The organism is Bradyrhizobium sp. 604_D8_N2_3, assembly GCF_051810765.1.
In the GTDB taxonomy this organism is placed as follows: domain Bacteria; phylum Pseudomonadota; class Alphaproteobacteria; order Rhizobiales; family Xanthobacteraceae; genus Bradyrhizobium; species Bradyrhizobium barranii.
Window position 1 is genome coordinate 6,861,512 of record NZ_JBPWPM010000001.1, and the last position, 15,464, is coordinate 6,876,975.

The 15,464-nt window shown below is 63.3% G+C and carries 13 protein-coding genes; 5 read left to right on the top strand and 8 right to left on the bottom strand.

Annotation, left to right across the window (positions count from 1 at the left end):
• Window positions 1-163 precede the first annotated feature (163 nt).
• The 4 genes from AB7245_RS32955 to AB7245_RS32970 form a co-directional block, all read right to left on the bottom strand.
• Complete coding sequence (locus AB7245_RS32955) at window positions 164-1,285, bottom strand: IS630 family transposase (RefSeq protein WP_063981152.1); 1,122 nt, start codon at window positions 1,283-1,285, stop codon at window positions 164-166.
• Window positions 1,286-1,625: 340 nt separating this feature from the next.
• Window positions 1,626-2,498, bottom strand: a complete 873-nt coding sequence (locus AB7245_RS32960) for an ABC transporter permease (protein WP_063981848.1) — start codon at window positions 2,496-2,498, stop codon at window positions 1,626-1,628.
• The gene (locus tag AB7245_RS32965) at window positions 2,495-3,436 is read right to left on the bottom strand and encodes an ABC transporter permease (protein ID WP_028149199.1); all 942 of its coding nucleotides are present in this window, start codon (window positions 3,434-3,436) and stop codon (window positions 2,495-2,497) included. Before AB7245_RS32965 ends, AB7245_RS32960 begins: the two co-directional genes overlap by 4 nt.
• A gap of 57 nt (window positions 3,437-3,493) precedes the next feature.
• The gene (locus AB7245_RS32970) at window positions 3,494-5,005 is read right to left on the bottom strand and encodes an ABC transporter substrate-binding protein (RefSeq protein WP_063981847.1); all 1,512 of its coding nucleotides are present in this window, start codon (window positions 5,003-5,005) and stop codon (window positions 3,494-3,496) included.
• A 282-nt stretch (window positions 5,006-5,287) separates the two neighbouring features.
• On the opposite strand from AB7245_RS32970, the gene AB7245_RS32975 reads away from it, so the two are divergent.
• Genes AB7245_RS32975 through AB7245_RS32995 form a run of 5 tightly spaced genes read left to right on the top strand, consistent with a single transcriptional unit; the run spans window position 5,288 to window position 11,735 of the window.
• Window positions 5,288-6,445, top strand: a complete 1,158-nt coding sequence (locus AB7245_RS32975) for an ROK family protein (RefSeq protein WP_354126309.1) — start codon at window positions 5,288-5,290, stop codon at window positions 6,443-6,445.
• The gene (gene nagB / locus AB7245_RS32980; RefSeq protein ID WP_063981845.1) at window positions 6,442-7,218 is read left to right on the top strand and encodes a glucosamine-6-phosphate deaminase; all 777 of its coding nucleotides are present in this window, start codon (window positions 6,442-6,444) and stop codon (window positions 7,216-7,218) included. Before AB7245_RS32975 ends, nagB begins: the two co-directional genes overlap by 4 nt.
• Window positions 7,215-8,810, top strand: coding sequence for a gamma-glutamyltransferase (ggt, locus tag AB7245_RS32985; protein WP_354102842.1), 1,596 nt, complete (start codon window positions 7,215-7,217; stop codon window positions 8,808-8,810). Before nagB ends, ggt begins: the two co-directional genes overlap by 4 nt.
• A 36-nt stretch (window positions 8,811-8,846) precedes the next feature.
• Window positions 8,847-10,472, top strand: a complete 1,626-nt coding sequence (locus tag AB7245_RS32990; protein ID WP_354102841.1) for an ABC transporter ATP-binding protein — start codon at window positions 8,847-8,849, stop codon at window positions 10,470-10,472.
• Between the two features lie 33 nt (window positions 10,473-10,505).
• Window positions 10,506-11,735 (top strand): Gfo/Idh/MocA family protein, encoded by a 1,230-nt coding sequence (locus tag AB7245_RS32995; protein WP_063981843.1) that lies wholly within the window; start codon window positions 10,506-10,508, stop codon window positions 11,733-11,735.
• A gap of 92 nt (window positions 11,736-11,827) precedes the next feature.
• On the opposite strand, the gene AB7245_RS33000 is transcribed toward AB7245_RS32995, so the two are convergent.
• The 4 genes from AB7245_RS33000 to madL form a co-directional block, all read right to left on the bottom strand.
• Entirely contained in the window at window positions 11,828-12,976 is a 1,149-nt protein-coding gene (locus tag AB7245_RS33000; RefSeq protein ID WP_063981842.1) for an ABC transporter substrate-binding protein, read from the bottom strand.
• Between the two features lie 466 nt (window positions 12,977-13,442).
• Window positions 13,443-14,129, bottom strand: coding sequence for a GntR family transcriptional regulator (locus tag AB7245_RS33005; RefSeq protein WP_063981841.1), 687 nt, complete (start codon window positions 14,127-14,129; stop codon window positions 13,443-13,445).
• Window positions 14,130-14,894 carry a malonate transporter subunit MadM gene (gene madM / locus AB7245_RS33010; RefSeq protein WP_063981840.1) on the bottom strand — a complete coding sequence of 255 codons (765 nt, stop codon included), beginning with the start codon at window positions 14,892-14,894 and terminating at the stop codon, window positions 14,130-14,132.
• A complete protein-coding gene (gene madL / locus AB7245_RS33015; RefSeq protein ID WP_028149209.1) occupies window positions 14,891-15,331 on the bottom strand; it encodes a malonate transporter subunit MadL in 441 nt (146 codons plus the stop codon). Before madL ends, madM begins: the two co-directional genes overlap by 4 nt.
• Window positions 15,332-15,464: the final 133 nt, after the last annotated feature.

Sequence of the window (15,464 nt, forward strand, 5' to 3'; positions counted from 1 at the left end):
CTACGACGAGCACGTCATCGACCTGTGTCATCGGATCTGCGCGCTGCAGCGCTCGGACAAGACAGGCTTTGGTCTGCCGCCTGAAATCAAACAGCCCTAGGCCACGCCGCGGAGTCCCTCAGCGGAACAGGCTCGCCTTCCACCTAGTACCTCGTCACAGAGATTATGACTCTTTGGAAGTGGCGGGGTAGGCGCCAGCCATTTTGGCGCGAGCCTTGTCTGTTGTGAACATCCATTTGATGCGGGAGCGGGCGGCATTTCGTTGTCGTTCCCAGGCGGTGATTTCGCGGCGCAGTCGCTTAGGGTCGTCGATCCTGCGATCCAGGCACTGGCCCCGCAGGACGCCGATTTCGATCTCGACCATGTTGAGCCAGCTTGCGTGTTTTGGGGTATAGTGGAACTCGAGCCGTCGCAAAATCCGCCTGGCTTCGGCGGGCGGGAACGCCTGATAGAGGGCGCCGGCGGAGTGGGTCGATAAATTGTCCTGGACGACCCGGATGATCTCGGCGTCGGGATAATGGATGTCGACGAGATCACGCATGCATTGGGCGTAATCCCTTGCCGCTCGCCGCTCGGTGACCTTGACCTTGCGCCAGGGACGATGCACGTCGAGGAGAACGAAGAGATTGACCGTGCCATTGCGACGATACTCATAATCGTAACGTTCGAGCCTGCCGGGCTTGGCCGGGATGGGCTGACGCGTTTCGCCGATGAGTTGCACCGGGCTTTCGTCGAAGCACACCACTGGCCGCCTGGAGTCGGGTGCCTCGGCATAGAGGTCGAGCACATCCTCCATGCGGGCGACGTATTCGCCGTCGACCTGCGGAATGCACCACATGTCTTTGCGCCAGGGCTTGAGGGCATTCTCGGCCAGGCGCCGCCGAACCGTCTCGTGCGACAGGCTCTTGTGTTCGGTGAGCTTGACCATCGCACCCGCCAGCAGCTTTAGCGTCCAGCGGGCACGGCCCCTTGGCGGACTGGCGCAGGCTGTCGCCACCAGCAAGGCTTCTTCCTTGCCCGTGAGTTTGCGCTCCGCCCCGGGACGCGGCTCTTCGCTCAGCGCCCGCTCCAGATTGCCTTCCACGAAGCGTCGCTTGGTCCGGTACACGGTCGAGCCGCTCACGCCGACGCTCCTTGCGATCTCCTCGTCGCTGGTCTCGGCATCGGCGGCCAGCAAAATCTGCGCTCGCTTGAGCTTGCGGGACGCATGCTTGCCGCCGCTGAGCAGTGCCCTCAGTTCGGTGCGCTCGATTTGGCTGAGTTCGACCCGATAGCGTACATTCATGGCGTGCCTCCTCGTTCGAGGCACGCACGAACAACTGAATCGGATGGCCGGCGTGAGTCCTTCGACAAAACCCTTCACGCCCACGCAGGGGCAGTATCTGGCTTTTATCCACCTCTATACCCGGCTGCATCGCAGGCCCCCGGCCGAAACCGACATGCAGGAATATTTCCGCGTCAGCCCGCCTACGGTTCACCAGATGGTCCTGACACTGGAACGCGCCCGCCTCATCAGACGGCAGCCAAGGACGCCTCGCAGCATCGAGGTCCTCGTTGATCCGAAACTCCTGCCGGAGCTAATCTGACCGCCGGACCCAACCTGTCAAAATCACTGTGCAGAGCCACTAGTGCCTGGGATTGAGGGCATCATTCAGGCCGTCACCCATCAGGTTGAAGCCGATGACGAGCGCAATGATCGCGAGCCCCGGCCAGAAGGCCATCCATGGCGCCTCGCCGAGAAATTGCCTGGCAACGTCAAGCATGGCGCCCCATGACGGGGCCGGGGGAAGCTGGCCAAGCCCCAGAAAGGCCAGGCTCGCCTCGGCGAGAACTGCAATCGCCATGGTCAGCGTCGCCTGCACAATCGTGGGGGCAAGCACGTTCGGCAGCACCTGTCCGGTCAGGATGGCGAGATGGCCGAGGCCCTGGGACCGGGCCGCGGCGATGTAATCCTCGGTGCAGACAACCAGCGTCTCGGCACGCGCGACACGAACGAACACCGGCACGGCGGAAATGCCGATGGCAATCATCGCATTTTGCAGGCTGGGGCCCAGGAACGCGGCGAGCGCAATCGCCAGCACCAGAAAGGGGCAAGCGAGCAGCGCATCGGCGAAGCGCGAGATCACCATGTCGGTGAGGCCGCCGAAATAGCCGGCCATGAGACCAAACGGAAGGCCGATCAGCACCGCGACCGTCACGGAGACGATGCCGGCGGAAAGCGAGGCTTGCGTGCCGAAGATCACGCGCGACAGCACGTCCCGACCGAGATCGTCGGTGCCGAACCAATGTGCCGCACCGGGTGCCGCGCGAATCGCCATCCAGTCCGGCGAGTTTGGATCGTACGGCGCAATCCACGAGGCAAACACCGCCAGCACGACGAAGAACAGGATGATCGTGGCCCCGATGACGGCGGATGGTTCGCGCAACAGGCGACGAATTTCCGAAGGAGCGGCGGCGCGTGCCTGACTTGCGACCGGCACCGTCTCAATCGAGCTCATGACCTGAGCCTCGGATTGAGCAGCACATAGGCCACGTCGGCAATCAGGCTCATCAGAAGGAATACGGCTGCTGTGCAGAGCACGACCGCCTGAACCACGGCATAATCGCGGCTGAACACGCCGTCGACGACCATCTTGCCGAACCCCGGGATGGAAAAGACCTGCTCCGTCAACACCGCGCCGGCCAGCAGTTCGCCAAATTGCAGTGTGCCCAGCGTGACCACGGGAATCAGCGCGTTCGGCAGCGCATGACGCAGCACGATGGTGCTTTCGCGGACGCCCTTCGCGCGGGCGGTGCGCACGTAGTCCTGCTTCATCGCCTCGATCATCGCGCCGCGGACATGGCGCATCATGATCGCAGCGGTGCCCGTGCCGAGCACCAAAGCGGGCATCAGCATCGAAAGCAGGTTGCCTCCCACGCTCTCGGACGGCGGAACGAAACCTCCGGCCGGAAGCCAGCCGAGATTCACCGAGAACAGAAGGATCAGCATGATCCCCAGCCAGAAATGCGGGATCGACAGTCCGGCAAGCCCGAACAGACTGGCGCCGTAGTCGAAGGGCGTCCCGCGCCCCAGCGCCGCGAAGATCCCGATCGGCAACCCGACGAGCAGCGCGACCAGCATCGACAGCATCGCGAGCTCAGCGGTCACCGGCAATTTTTCCGCCAGCATGGTGCCGATCGGCAATCGGGTGCGTACCGACGTGCCGAAGTCACCGTGCACCAGGGCTTTCAGCCAGACGGCGTATTGCACCGGGATCGGATCATTGAAGCGATACTTCTGCCGAAGATATTCAACGACTTCGGGATTACGCTCTTCTCCGGCGAGCGCCAGCGCAGGATCGCCGGGCAGCAGTTTCTGCAAACCGAACACCATCATGGACACCAGCAACAGGGTCGGCAGCAGGACGGCAAGCCGGCGCAGAAGCAAGCTCTTCATCGGGGCAGACTGGTCCTCACCAGGGCGAGCGCATCGGCGGGCGCGAGGCGTTGCGCATCAATTCACAGGCCTGACACCGACCAGACGCAACAAACCGTCCGGCACCATGACGATGCCGCCGACCGATTTGCGGGCCGCAAAGAACCAGTTCGGGTGATGGAGGGGAATCGACGAGAGCGCCGTCAGGTAAATGTCCGTCGCTTTGGCGTAGAGTGCCTTGCGCTTGGCTTCGTCAGCCTCGCCCCGGGCCTGGTTCAGGATCGCATCGAGATCCTTGTTGCAGTACTTGTTGACGTTCTGGGAGCCCGCGCAACTGAAAAAGGCGACCAGCGTCGGGTCCGGGTCAGCGCGGCCGCTCCAGTTGCCGATATAGGCTTCGAAATTGCCGTTCATGTAGCGCTCGATGGCCGTGGTCGTTTCCATGGGCAGCAGCTTGACGTCGAAACCGGCCTCGCCCGCCATCGACTGTATGATCTGTGCGACCCGGGAATCGCCGGCCGTATTCTCGTACTGGATCTCGACCGGCACGCGAGTCATTCCGGCGGCGGCAATCATTGCCTTTGCCTTGGCAACATCGCGAGCCGGCGCCTTGCGCGCGCTATCGTAGAACGGAGATGACGGCGGGATCATCTGGTTATCCGCCAGGAACTCGCCGTTGAAGGCGACGCGGTTGATGACATTGCGATCGATCGCCAGCTCAAAGGCCTGACGCAGCGTCGCGTTCTTGCCGAGTGGCGTATCGGCCTTCGCGCCCGCGCCGACATTGAACATCAGATGCGAGACGGCAAGTCCCTGGCCGGAATGCAGGGCGAGGTTGGGATCGTCGCGTACGGTCTTGAGATCGGTCGGCGCGATACGCTCCGCGAGATCGAGATCGCCCGCCCGGACACGCGACAACCGCACGGTCGAGTCGGGAACGTAGTAGTAGACGACCTCGTCATAGCCGACTCGTGCAGCGTTCCAGTAGCCGGGATATTTCTTGACGCGAATGAGGTCGCGCGACTTGCGCTCGGCAAATTGATACGGACCGGCACAGACCGGCGCGGCTGCAAATTCCCCGGCTTTCTCCGTGGCGGCCTTGGGCGAGACCATCATGCCGGCACGATCGCTGAGATTGGCAAGCAGCGGCACGAACGGCTCCGACAGGTTGAACTTCACCTTGTCCGCGGCAAGCGCTTCGACGCTCGCGACCGGCGCCAGCTCGGCCTTGCGCTTGGAATCCGGCATGGACTTCATGCGCTCGATATTGAACTTGACTGCCGCTGCATCGAACGCGGTGCCATCGTGGAACGTGACGTTCTGGCGCAGCGTAAAGGTGATCGACTTGCCGTCCGCGGACCACTCCCATGCCTCCGCCAGCTGCGGCACGATCTTGAGGTCGGGGGAGATATCGACAAGCTTGTCGCACAGCGCCGCAAACACGAAGCGGCCGGAGTATGTGCCGCTGAGTGCCGGGTCGAGCGCATCGGGATCGTCCTGAATGCCGACCCGCAATGTCGCGGCACTCGCCGAGACCAGGCCCGATGCGATCATCAGAATTGCCGCCAACGCCGTGCCCGTCCGCTTCATACGGAATTCCTTTCGTCGCACGCCTATCCCAAGGCTTCCAAGGCTCTGCTGTTGAAGGTCAAGACAAGCACGACTGAACCTATTTGTAAACATCTCGAACAAATCACCCTAGGATATAGAACTAAATTACAATACATCGCTTTTGAAGGCGAAAAATCCTTGCACCACGCCCCTTGACGGCAGATCAGACGACGTATTAGTTCGGCATATTGACTAATTGGATTGAGGCCCATGCCAGACGCCCCCTCATCGCCCGTTGCGCGACAGCAATCCGTGCGCCTTGTGGTTGAGCGCCTGCTGCGCGATCGCTCGGTATCGCGCGCCGAAATCGCCCGCAGCACGGGCCTGTCCAAGCAGACCATCTCCGAAGTGATGCGTGATCTCGAGCGCGACGGCTGGGTCCATGAGGACGGTCAGATTCAGGGCAGTGTGGGGAGAAGCGCCGTCACCTATGCGCTCCGGCCGGACGCCGCCTTCGTGTTGGGTATCGACCTTGGAGGCACGAAACTGCACGTCGCACTTGCCGATCTGCACGGTGAGATCGTCGCCGAGAGCATCGAACCGACATCCGGCGACGGCGGCGCTGCCGTGGTCGCACAGATCGATCGCATGAAGGATGCCCTGCTTCAGCGTGCGTCCGTATCGGCGCAACGCTTGCGCGGCGGCGTGATGGGAAGTCCGGGGATGGTCGACCCAGCGTCGGGCAGCATCGCCATCGCGCCCAATATCCCCGGACTGGATAGCCTGGACGTGAGGGCCGCGCTGCGCGAACGGCTCGGAATCGACGTCGCCATCGAAAATGACGTCAATCTCGCCGCAATCGGGGAGCATTGGCGCGGCAATAGCCGCAAGGCGCGCAGTTTCGCCTTCATCGCAGTCGGCACCGGCATTGGCATGGGCATCTTTTCGAACGGCTATCTCGTGCGCGGCGCACGCGGGGCGGCCGGCGAGATAGCCTACCTGCCGCTTGGGGGCGATCCCTACGATGCGCGCGGTCTTCGGTTCGGCACCCTGGAAACCGCGATCGGCAGCGCCGGCATTGTCGAACGCTATATCGCGCTCGGCGGCGCGCCCGGCAGTACCGTGCGCGATGTCTTCGATCGGCTCGCGGTCGAGGAGGCGGCGCGAGTGACGATCGACGAGATCGGCCGGATCCTCACGACCGCGATCCTGGCGGTGCACAGCATCCTCGATTCGGAAATCATCATCATGGGCGGCAGCATCGGCGCGCGGCCCGAGTTGAAGGTCCGGATCGATGAACATCTGGCACGCTGCATGCGCGAGCCTGTTCGTATCGAGCTCAGCGCGCTCGGCAATCGCGCCACGCTGATCGGCGCGATCGGCAGCGCGATCGACCTCGTGCATCGCTCGCTGTTTGGCATCGGCAAGGATGCGGGCCCACTGGCTCTTCCTTTCACGGCAGCAGATGTCGCGGCATGAGAGAGCAGGCGCCGAGAATCGAGATTGTCGGCAATGCCGCCGCCGTCGCGGAACGAGCAGCCGCGCTTGTCATCGCGCGGCTGCACGATCGACGGCCGGTTACCCTCGGTCTTGCGACCGGAGCGACAATGGCGCCGCTCTATGCCCGCCTTGTCGCCGCGACCCGCGCCGGCCTCATCTCATTCCGAACGGTGTCGAGTTTCAACCTCGATGAATATGTGGGCGTCGCCCCCCAATCGGCCGGAAGCTTCCATGCCTACATGCAGCAGCATTTGTTCGGGCATGTGGATATGGAAGCCGGTCGGGCAAAGATCCCCGATGGCACGGCCGACGACGTCGCCGCCGAGGCCGCGCGCTATGAGGCGCAGATTGCGGCTGCCGGGGGCATCGACCTCCTGCTCCTCGGCATCGGCGCCAACGGCCATATCGGCTTCAATGAGCCAGGTTCGGATTTCGCTTCACGTACCCGCGAGGTCAGACTCGATGAAGCAACCCGCATCGCGAATGCCATCAATTTTCCCGATCCGGCGTCGGTTCCCGAACGTGCGATCACAATGGGCATAGCAACAATCCTGGAGGCTCGGAGCATCCTCCTGATCGCCAAGGGGCCGGAGAAAGCAGCCGCACTCGCAGCCGCGATCGAGGGTCCGATCACAGCAGCTTGTCCTGCCTCGGCACTCCGCCTGCACGGCAACGTCGATATCCTTTGCGATGAACCGGCTGCCGCAGCCCTCGCCACGCGGCCCCACAACAACAATCGGAGAAGGGCATGAGCTGGGGACAGCGCGATTTCATGGTGCCGGGGCGCTCGCTGGCGGTGGGCGACCGGGGCATGGCCGCGACCTCTCATCCGGCCGTCACGCTCGCTGCGGTCGAGATCCTGCGCAGTGGCGGCAATGCGGTCGATGCCGCCATTGCCGCGATCGCCCTCCAGGGTGTCATTGATCCGCATATGACCGGCATCGGCGGCGACTGTTTTGCGATCTATGCTCCCGCCTCCGGCAAGCCCGTCGCTGTCAACGGCTCGAGCCGAGCGCCGGCGAAGGCCGAACTCGGCTGGTTTCGGCAACGCGGGCTGGCGTCGATCCCGGACGATTCACCCCATGCAGTCACAGTTCCGGGTGCGGTCGATGCCTGGTGCCGCCTCTCTGGCGACTATGGTTCAAAAGGCCTGGACGAGGTTCTGGCGCCGGCGATCCGCGCGGCCGAGACCGGCTTTGTGGTGACGCCCCGCGCCGCGCTGGATTGGGCACGCTACGCCGATCGCATCGAACGACATCGGACTGGCGTACCGGTCTATCTGCCCGGTGGCGCTGCGCCCGCCGTCGGTAGCAAGCTCAATCATCCCGCACTCGGCGCGACGCTGCGCCGGATCGCACGCGAGGGGCGCGCCGCGTTTTACGAAGGTGCCGTCGCCGAAGAAATCGTCGCGACATTGAAGGCGCTGGGCGGAATGATGCAGCTTGAAGATCTCGCAAGTGCCCGATCGGAGTACGTCGAGCCGATCAGCGCCGACTACCGCGATCATCAAATCCTGCAATGTCCGCCTAACGGACAGGGCGTCGCGGCGCTGCTGATCGCCCGCATCCTTGCCGGCTTCGACATGGCCAATCCGGCGCTCGGCGAGGCGGATCGCATTCACCTCCTTGCCGAGGCAACCAAGGCGGCCTACCGGCAGCGCGACGCGCTGGTCGCCGATCCGGAATTCCGTCCGCTCGATGTCGACTCGCTGCTCTCGGAGGCGTCAGTCGCGGCATTGCGCTCCTCCATCGACCGGAAGCGTGCCGGCGCATCAGCAGATTTTGACATGCCTGTTCATCGTGACACGGCTTACGTTGCGGTCGCCGACCGCGACGGCAACATGGTATCTTTCATCAATTCGCTTTTCTTCGCGTTCGGCAGCGGCATCTACGCTCCGCGCGCTGGCGTGCTATTACAGAACCGGGGTTCGGGATTCTCCCTTCTCGAAGGACATCCCAATGCGATTGCGCCGCGAAAACGTCCCTTTCACACCATCATTCCGGGTCTGCTGGCGAAGCATGGCAAGCCGATCATGGCCTTTGGCGTGATGGGTGGACAATACCAGGCGGCGGGACATATGCAGATCCTGAGCGGCGTGCTCGATCGTGGGCTCGACATTCAGCAGTCCTCGGATACGCCGCGCAGCTTTGCGTTTGATGGCACGCTGAGCCTCGAACCCACGATTCCCGGCTCCGTCGCCGACGAATTGATTGCGCGCGGTCATCGCGTGATCTGGGCGGACGAACCGCTCGGAGGTTGTCAGGCCGTGCACGTCGATCTTTCCAGGGGCGTCTTTCTCGGCGCGTCGGACCATCGCAAGGACGGCATTGCACTGGCGGCGTGACCAGGATGAGAATGACGTGATGTCGGATCGGGCAGCATGAGCGAGACAACAGAGGCGATCCTGTCGATCGAACGGCTGACGCTGGCGCTGCCCGCCGGCGGGGATCGCGCCTCTGCCGTCGAGGATGTTTCGCTTGCTCTGCATCCGCGACAAATTCTCTGCGTCGTCGGTGAATCCGGCTCCGGTAAATCGGTCTGCGCCTCAGCTGTCATGGGCCTGCTGCCCAGGGCCATTCGCCCGGTTGCAGGGGCCATACACTTTGAGGGGCGCGATCTGCTGAACCTCCCCGCAGCAGAATGGCGGACGCTGCGCGGGCGACGCATCGCGATGATCTTCCAGGAACCGATGACAGCGCTCAATCCTGTGATCAGGATCGGCGACCAGATCATGGAAGCGTTCGAGGCGCACGGACAATTCACGCCGACTGAGCGGCAAACCCACTTGCGCGCCCTCCTCGAAGAGGTCGGCATGCGCGACCTCGAGCGGATCATCCGCAGCTACCCGCATCAATTGTCGGGTGGCCAGCGTCAGCGTGCCATGATCGCAATGGCCCTTGCGCTCGAACCATCGATCCTGGTCGCGGACGAACCAACGACGGCACTCGACGTCACGACACAGGCGCAGATCCTTCGATTGATCCGGGACATTCAGCAGCGGCGCGGCATGGCGGTGCTGTTCATCACCCATGATTTCGGCGTCGTCGCCGACATCGCGGACCGCGTCGCGGTCATGGAGAAGGGTCGCGTCGTCGAACAGGGGTCCGTGGAGGACGTGCTCGAACGCCCGCAGCATCCCTATACGCGCCGGCTGCTCGCCGCGGTGCCCGGCGGGACCCCGCCGGTTCGGGTCCGGGTCGAGGACGAACCGATCGCCTGCGCCGCGACTGGACTTGCGAAGATCTATCGTGGCAGCGACTGGTTCAACTCGCAGACCGAGGTCGCAGCCGTAAAGAATGTGACCTTCGAAATCCGGCGCGGCGAGACGCTCGGCCTCGTCGGAGAGTCCGGCTCGGGCAAGAGCACGATCGGTCGGCTGGTGATGCGTCTCACCGACGCCGATGCGGGCGTGGTCCGTATCGGCGAGCTGGATTTCTCCGAGGCTCGCGGTGCCGGCCTGCGGGCCGCCCGCAAGCACGTCCAAATGGTGTTCCAGGATCCCTTCGCCTCGCTCAATCCGCGTCGCCGCGTCGGGCGAATTATCGCCGACGGACCGATCGCGCACGGCGTCCCGCCGGCGCAGGCCTTCGCGCGTGCCGGGGAACTGCTGGCGCTCGTGGGTCTCGACCCGAGCGCCGCGCGACGCTTTCCGCATGAATTCTCCGGAGGGCAACGCCAGCGGATCGGAATTGCGCGCGCGCTGGCGCTCGACCCGGAGGTGCTCGTGGCCGACGAACCGGTGTCAGCGCTCGACGTCTCTGTCCAGGCGCAGGTGCTCACCTTGCTCGAGACATTGAAGGTGCGGCTGCGGCTGGCGGTGCTGTTCATCACCCACGATCTCAACGTCGCGGCCCAGGTCTGCGATCGGATCGCAGTGATGCGCCTCGGAGAAATCGTCGAGATCAGGCCGACGGTAGATCTGCTGGAACGGCCGGAGCATCCCTACACGCAGGCACTGCTGGCCGCGATCCCGGGCAGGCAACGCAGAACGCCCACGTCGGTCTGAACCACCACATTTTCATTGAAGGAGGTCTCTGACATGCAGAAGCTCACGGAACTTCCAATGCTGCGCATCGGCCTTGTCGGCAGCGGCTTCATCGCCGCGTTCCATCTGCAGTCCATGCTCGGCGTGCGCAACGTCAGCGTCGGCGGCGTCTACAGCCGTTCCGCCGAGCGGCGGACACGCATTGCCGACAAGGCGCGCAATCTTGGCCTTGGGCCGGCGCATGTGTTTGACAGCATCGAGGCGATGGCAATGTCCGGCGAGGTCGATGCGCTTTGGCTGCTGACGCCGAACGACAGCCGCCTCGACATCATGCGCGAGATCCACCGCGTGACCAAGGCCGGGGCTCCCCTGCGCGCCATTGCTTGCGAAAAGCCACTCGCCCGCACGCTTGCCGAAGCACGGGAAATGCGCAGGCTCGTCCAAGATGCAGGCCTGCTTCACGGTTATCTGGAGAACCAGCTTTTCTCGACCGCGGTGATGCGCGGCAAGGACATCATCTGGCGGCGAGCCGTACCCGGAAGTGGACGCCCCTATCTCGCGCGTGCCGCCGAGGAGCATTCAGGACCGCACGAGCCGTGGTTCTGGCAAGGCGACAAACAGGGAGGGGGCGTGCTCTCCGACATGATGTGCCATTCGGTCGAGGTCGCACGCTTCATGCTGACCGCGCCCGGCGCAAAGCGCGACTCCCTACGGCTGGTCAGTGCCAGCGCCACGACGGCCAATCTCAAATGGACGCGCCCCCACTACGCTGCCGACCTCAAGAGGCGAATGGGTGTCGATTTCACCAAACGTCCGGTCGAAGATTTTGCGCGCGGGATGCTTACGATGGAAGATACCGACGGGCATCAATTGATGATCGAGGCGACAACCTCATGGGCGTATGTCGGCGCGGGCTTGCGCATCCAGCTTGAATTGCTTGGTCCCGAATATTCGATGGAGTTCTCCTCGCTCTCGACTGGCCTCAAGGTCTTCCTCTCCCGCGCGATCAGCGGATCAGAGGGCGAAGACCTCGTCGAGAAGCAGAATTCCGAGCAAGGTCTGATGCCGGTTGTCGAGGACGAAGCCGGCATCTACGGCTACACCGACGAGAACCGCCATATGGTGGAGGCATTCAGGCGAGGCATGAGTCCGGCAGAAACCTTCGATGACGGGGTCGGCGTCATGGAAATGCTTATGGGGCTCTATCGCTCCGCGGAACTTGGCCGGACCATCCACTTCCCCGATCCCGAACTCGAACACTATGTCCCTCTCGTGGCGCGCTGACGGCGTGACGCCCTGCCCTCCAGGCTGAGGAGTCGAGATCATCGATGAGAAGCTCGGCTTCAACATCGCGTCTTCCCGAGGATGGCGCGCTGCTATTTCGCCAAGCGGAACTTCCCACCCTCGACCTTGATCAAAAAGGCTGAGCGTTCATCATAGCCGTTGTGGTCGGTCTTGCTCATGTTCGACAGCCCGTTGTTGAGATAGATGTTCTCCCCGCGCTCGAGTTCGTCCCGCAGAGCTGCACGAAACTCGGGCGTGCCCGGCTTCGTCGTCTTCAGCGCGTTCGGAGCAGCTTTCCCGATCAGTGCGACGACATCCCAGAGGTGAGCCGCGAACATATTGGGTTTCTGACCGTTCACCGCCTCATAGGCGGTCACGAACTGCTCCGTCGCGTGACGGAACGGATCTCCCGCCGGAAGATCGGCCGCAATGGTAAAGGCCTCGCCGGCAAAAATAGCGCCTTCGACGGTCGCGCCTCCGAGCTTGATGAACTCCTCGCTGGCTACGCCATGCGTCTGAAAGATCTTTCCGGTGTATCCGCGCTCACGGAGCGCCTGTTGCGGCAGGACCGCCGGGGTGCCTGCGGAAGCAATGAAGACGGCGTCAGGATTCGTCGACATCACCTTCAACGCCTGGCCGGTGACGCTGGTGTCCGCACGCGCGTAGACTTCATGCGTCGTCACCGTCAGGCCCAAGGTTGGCGCAAGGCGGCTCACCTCTTTATAGTAACCTTCGCCATACCCATCCGAAACACCGATAAAGCCAAGCGTCTTCGCGCCGGATTTCGCGATGTATTTGAGAATAGCGCTCGCCATCAGGTCATCGTTGGGGACGACCTTGAAGGCCCAGGCCCGTTTGTCGTCCAGCGGCTGAACGATGGCGGTGGCGGCCGCAAGCGATAGCAACGGCGTCTTCGACTCCAGCGCGACGTCGAGCATCGGCATGGTCACCGGCGTCAGAGAAGACCCGACCAGCACGTCGACCTTGTCCTGGATCACGAGCCGGCGCGCGTTCTGGATCCCTTTGGTGGAGTCAGACTCGTCGTCCAAGATGATGTAGGTCACCTTCTCTCCGCCGATCTCTTTTGGCAGAGCTGCGACAGTCTTGAGCTGGGGTTGCCCCAACGCAGATCCCGGGCCGGTGGCCGAAATCACAATTCCGACTTTAATTTCCGCATGCGCCGCGTATCCATAAAGTACGCAGGCCACAACAAGACAAACGCGCGTGAAACCGATCGTCATGCAGCTCCTCCCTGTCCGCCCCAGTGCTTCGGCCGGTTGCATCGGACCCCGCGGGGCAGCATCAAGGACCCGGAGGAGATCGTCCGATGTTCAAGCCCTGTCCCGGGGTTACGAGCAACCAGGCGAGCGACCCTAGGCGGATCGCAGGGCCGTGTCTGTCCCTATGCCTAGGGACAAGGACCAGCGTCTCAAGCCAGGCGCCGGCCCAAGCCGCAGGAGTACGGTTCGTTGCGTATGTTTTGCTTCGGACTATTGGCCTAACAGCTTCCTGATACCTGTCAAACCGGCACGCAGGAACGGATCTGAGTGGATGTAGAAATATTTGACGCCGCGCTCAAGCCGCTCGGCGCGATGCGAGCGCGGCGCGCCTCGATCAGGCAGAATGGGCACGCGACCTTACCAATGGTCCATGCCTGCGGCCGCCGGATGCGGTCATGCTATCGGCCCGATCGTGCGATCGGGCTACTCAGCCGAGGCGATCATCGATGTAGCGCCTGAGTGCGGACGCGGCATTCAGCATGTGCGCACGCATTCGGCGCGCGGCAGTCTCTCCGTCACCTTCCGCGATCGCCTGCATGATGGCGTCATGCTCGTCGCGGGACTTGCGAATGCGATCGCCCTGCCGCAATTGGGTGCGGCGGAAGGCGCTGAGCCGCGAACGCACGTCCTGCGCCTGCTCGGCGAGAAACGAGTTGTGCGTTGCGCGATAGATGCATTCGTGGAATTCGCGGTTGAACGTGTCATAGGCATCGACATCGTTGGCCTCGACCATCTTCAACGAGGCGTCATGGAGTTCGATCAGATGGCTCCGCTCGAGCGGGGTCATGCGGTAGGTCGCGAGCCTGACGCACATGGCTTCCACCTCGGCGCTGGTCTCGAACATGTCCATGATGCGCTCCGGCGTCATCCGCGCAACGACGAGGCCGCGGCGGCCGCGCACCTCGACGAGGCCGCTGACCACGAGCTGGCGAAGCGCCTCCCGCACCGGCGTGCGGGAAGCTCCAAAACGATCGGCAAGCTGCTGCTCTTCCAGGGCCGAACCGGCGACGAGCGCACCTGAGGCAATCTCGTCCGTGAGCGCATTCCGGATGCGATCGGAGAGCAGCCCGCCATAGTCCTCCGCGTCGACTGCGACCTTCAATATTTCTGCCATTCAGCCTCCCGTGATCGCGCGCACCGCGAAGTAAAGGATCGAGGGCGCGACCAGGCATCCGAGCCCGGTGTGGAATGTCGCCGTCAGCGCACCATAGGGCACCAGACGCCGGTCCGTCGCCGCCAACCCTCCAGACACGCCGCTGACCGTTCCCATCAAGCCGCCAAACACCATCGCGCTACGCGGATTGTTCAGGCCGATCATCTTTGCCACAAAGGGCGTGCCGATCATGACGATCACTGCCTTGAATACACCGGTCGCGATCGAGAGCGCAATAACCGGTGAGGATGCGCCGATCGCCGCACCCGTGACCGGGCCCACGATGTAGGTGACCGCACCGGCGCCGATCGTCGTCAGCGATTCCGCGTCAGTGTAGCCAAACGCCGCGGCGACGAACACGCCGAGAATGAACGGCACCACCGTTCCCAGTCCGAGTGCGACCGCACCGATCACCCCGGCCTTGCGCGCATGGACGACATCGACCTCGAAGGCGGTGGCGACGATGGCGAAATCGCGCAGCATCGCTCCACCCATCAGGCCGATCCCGGCCAGGGCCGGCAGGTCGGCCACGCCCTTCTCGCCGCCGGTGGAGATGCCTCCCCAAAAGGCTAGCGCAAGGCCCAGCATGATCGCGATCGCCGAGGCGTGAATGCGCCCGAAGGTGAGATATTTCGAGATCGCTCCGGAGATCCACATCAGGATTCCGACGACCGCGAACGCAGTGATCAGCGCATTGGCGGCGAGAATGTGAGACATCATGATCATCCGATCCTCCCGGACTTGAAGTGGGGCACAGGTGCAGCGAGCGCCTCGGCCTCTCGCGCCTCGATCTCGTCCATGGTCTCGACACGACCGCTGAACCGGCCGATCAGGGCCACCATCGCGAAACACACCGCGACCGCGCCGATCCCCGCAATGACGACAATCGGACCGCCTTTTGCCGCGGCGACCACATTCTGCTGCGCGGCCATGGCGACCACGATCGGAATGTAGAAGCTGCCCCAGAACTCGACGCCGGTCTTGAGCCCGTGGCTGAGTATGCCGTGCCGCACCAGCCAGAGCCGGGCCGCGATCAAGAACATCATGGCGATGCCCACGCCGCCAACATTGGCCTTCACACCGAGGGCGACGCCGAGCAGGTCCCCCAACAGGCCCCCTAAGAGGGTGCAGATCGCGAGCAGCGCTACGCCGGAAATGGTCACGGGCGCCTCCCCTCGGCGAGCAAGGCACGATCCCCAGGACTTGGACTACCTGCATGCATTCTCATCGTAAATTCCCTCCTGTGTATGCGAGTATCCATCGCTTATGGATTTGTGCATACACTAATTGACAAAA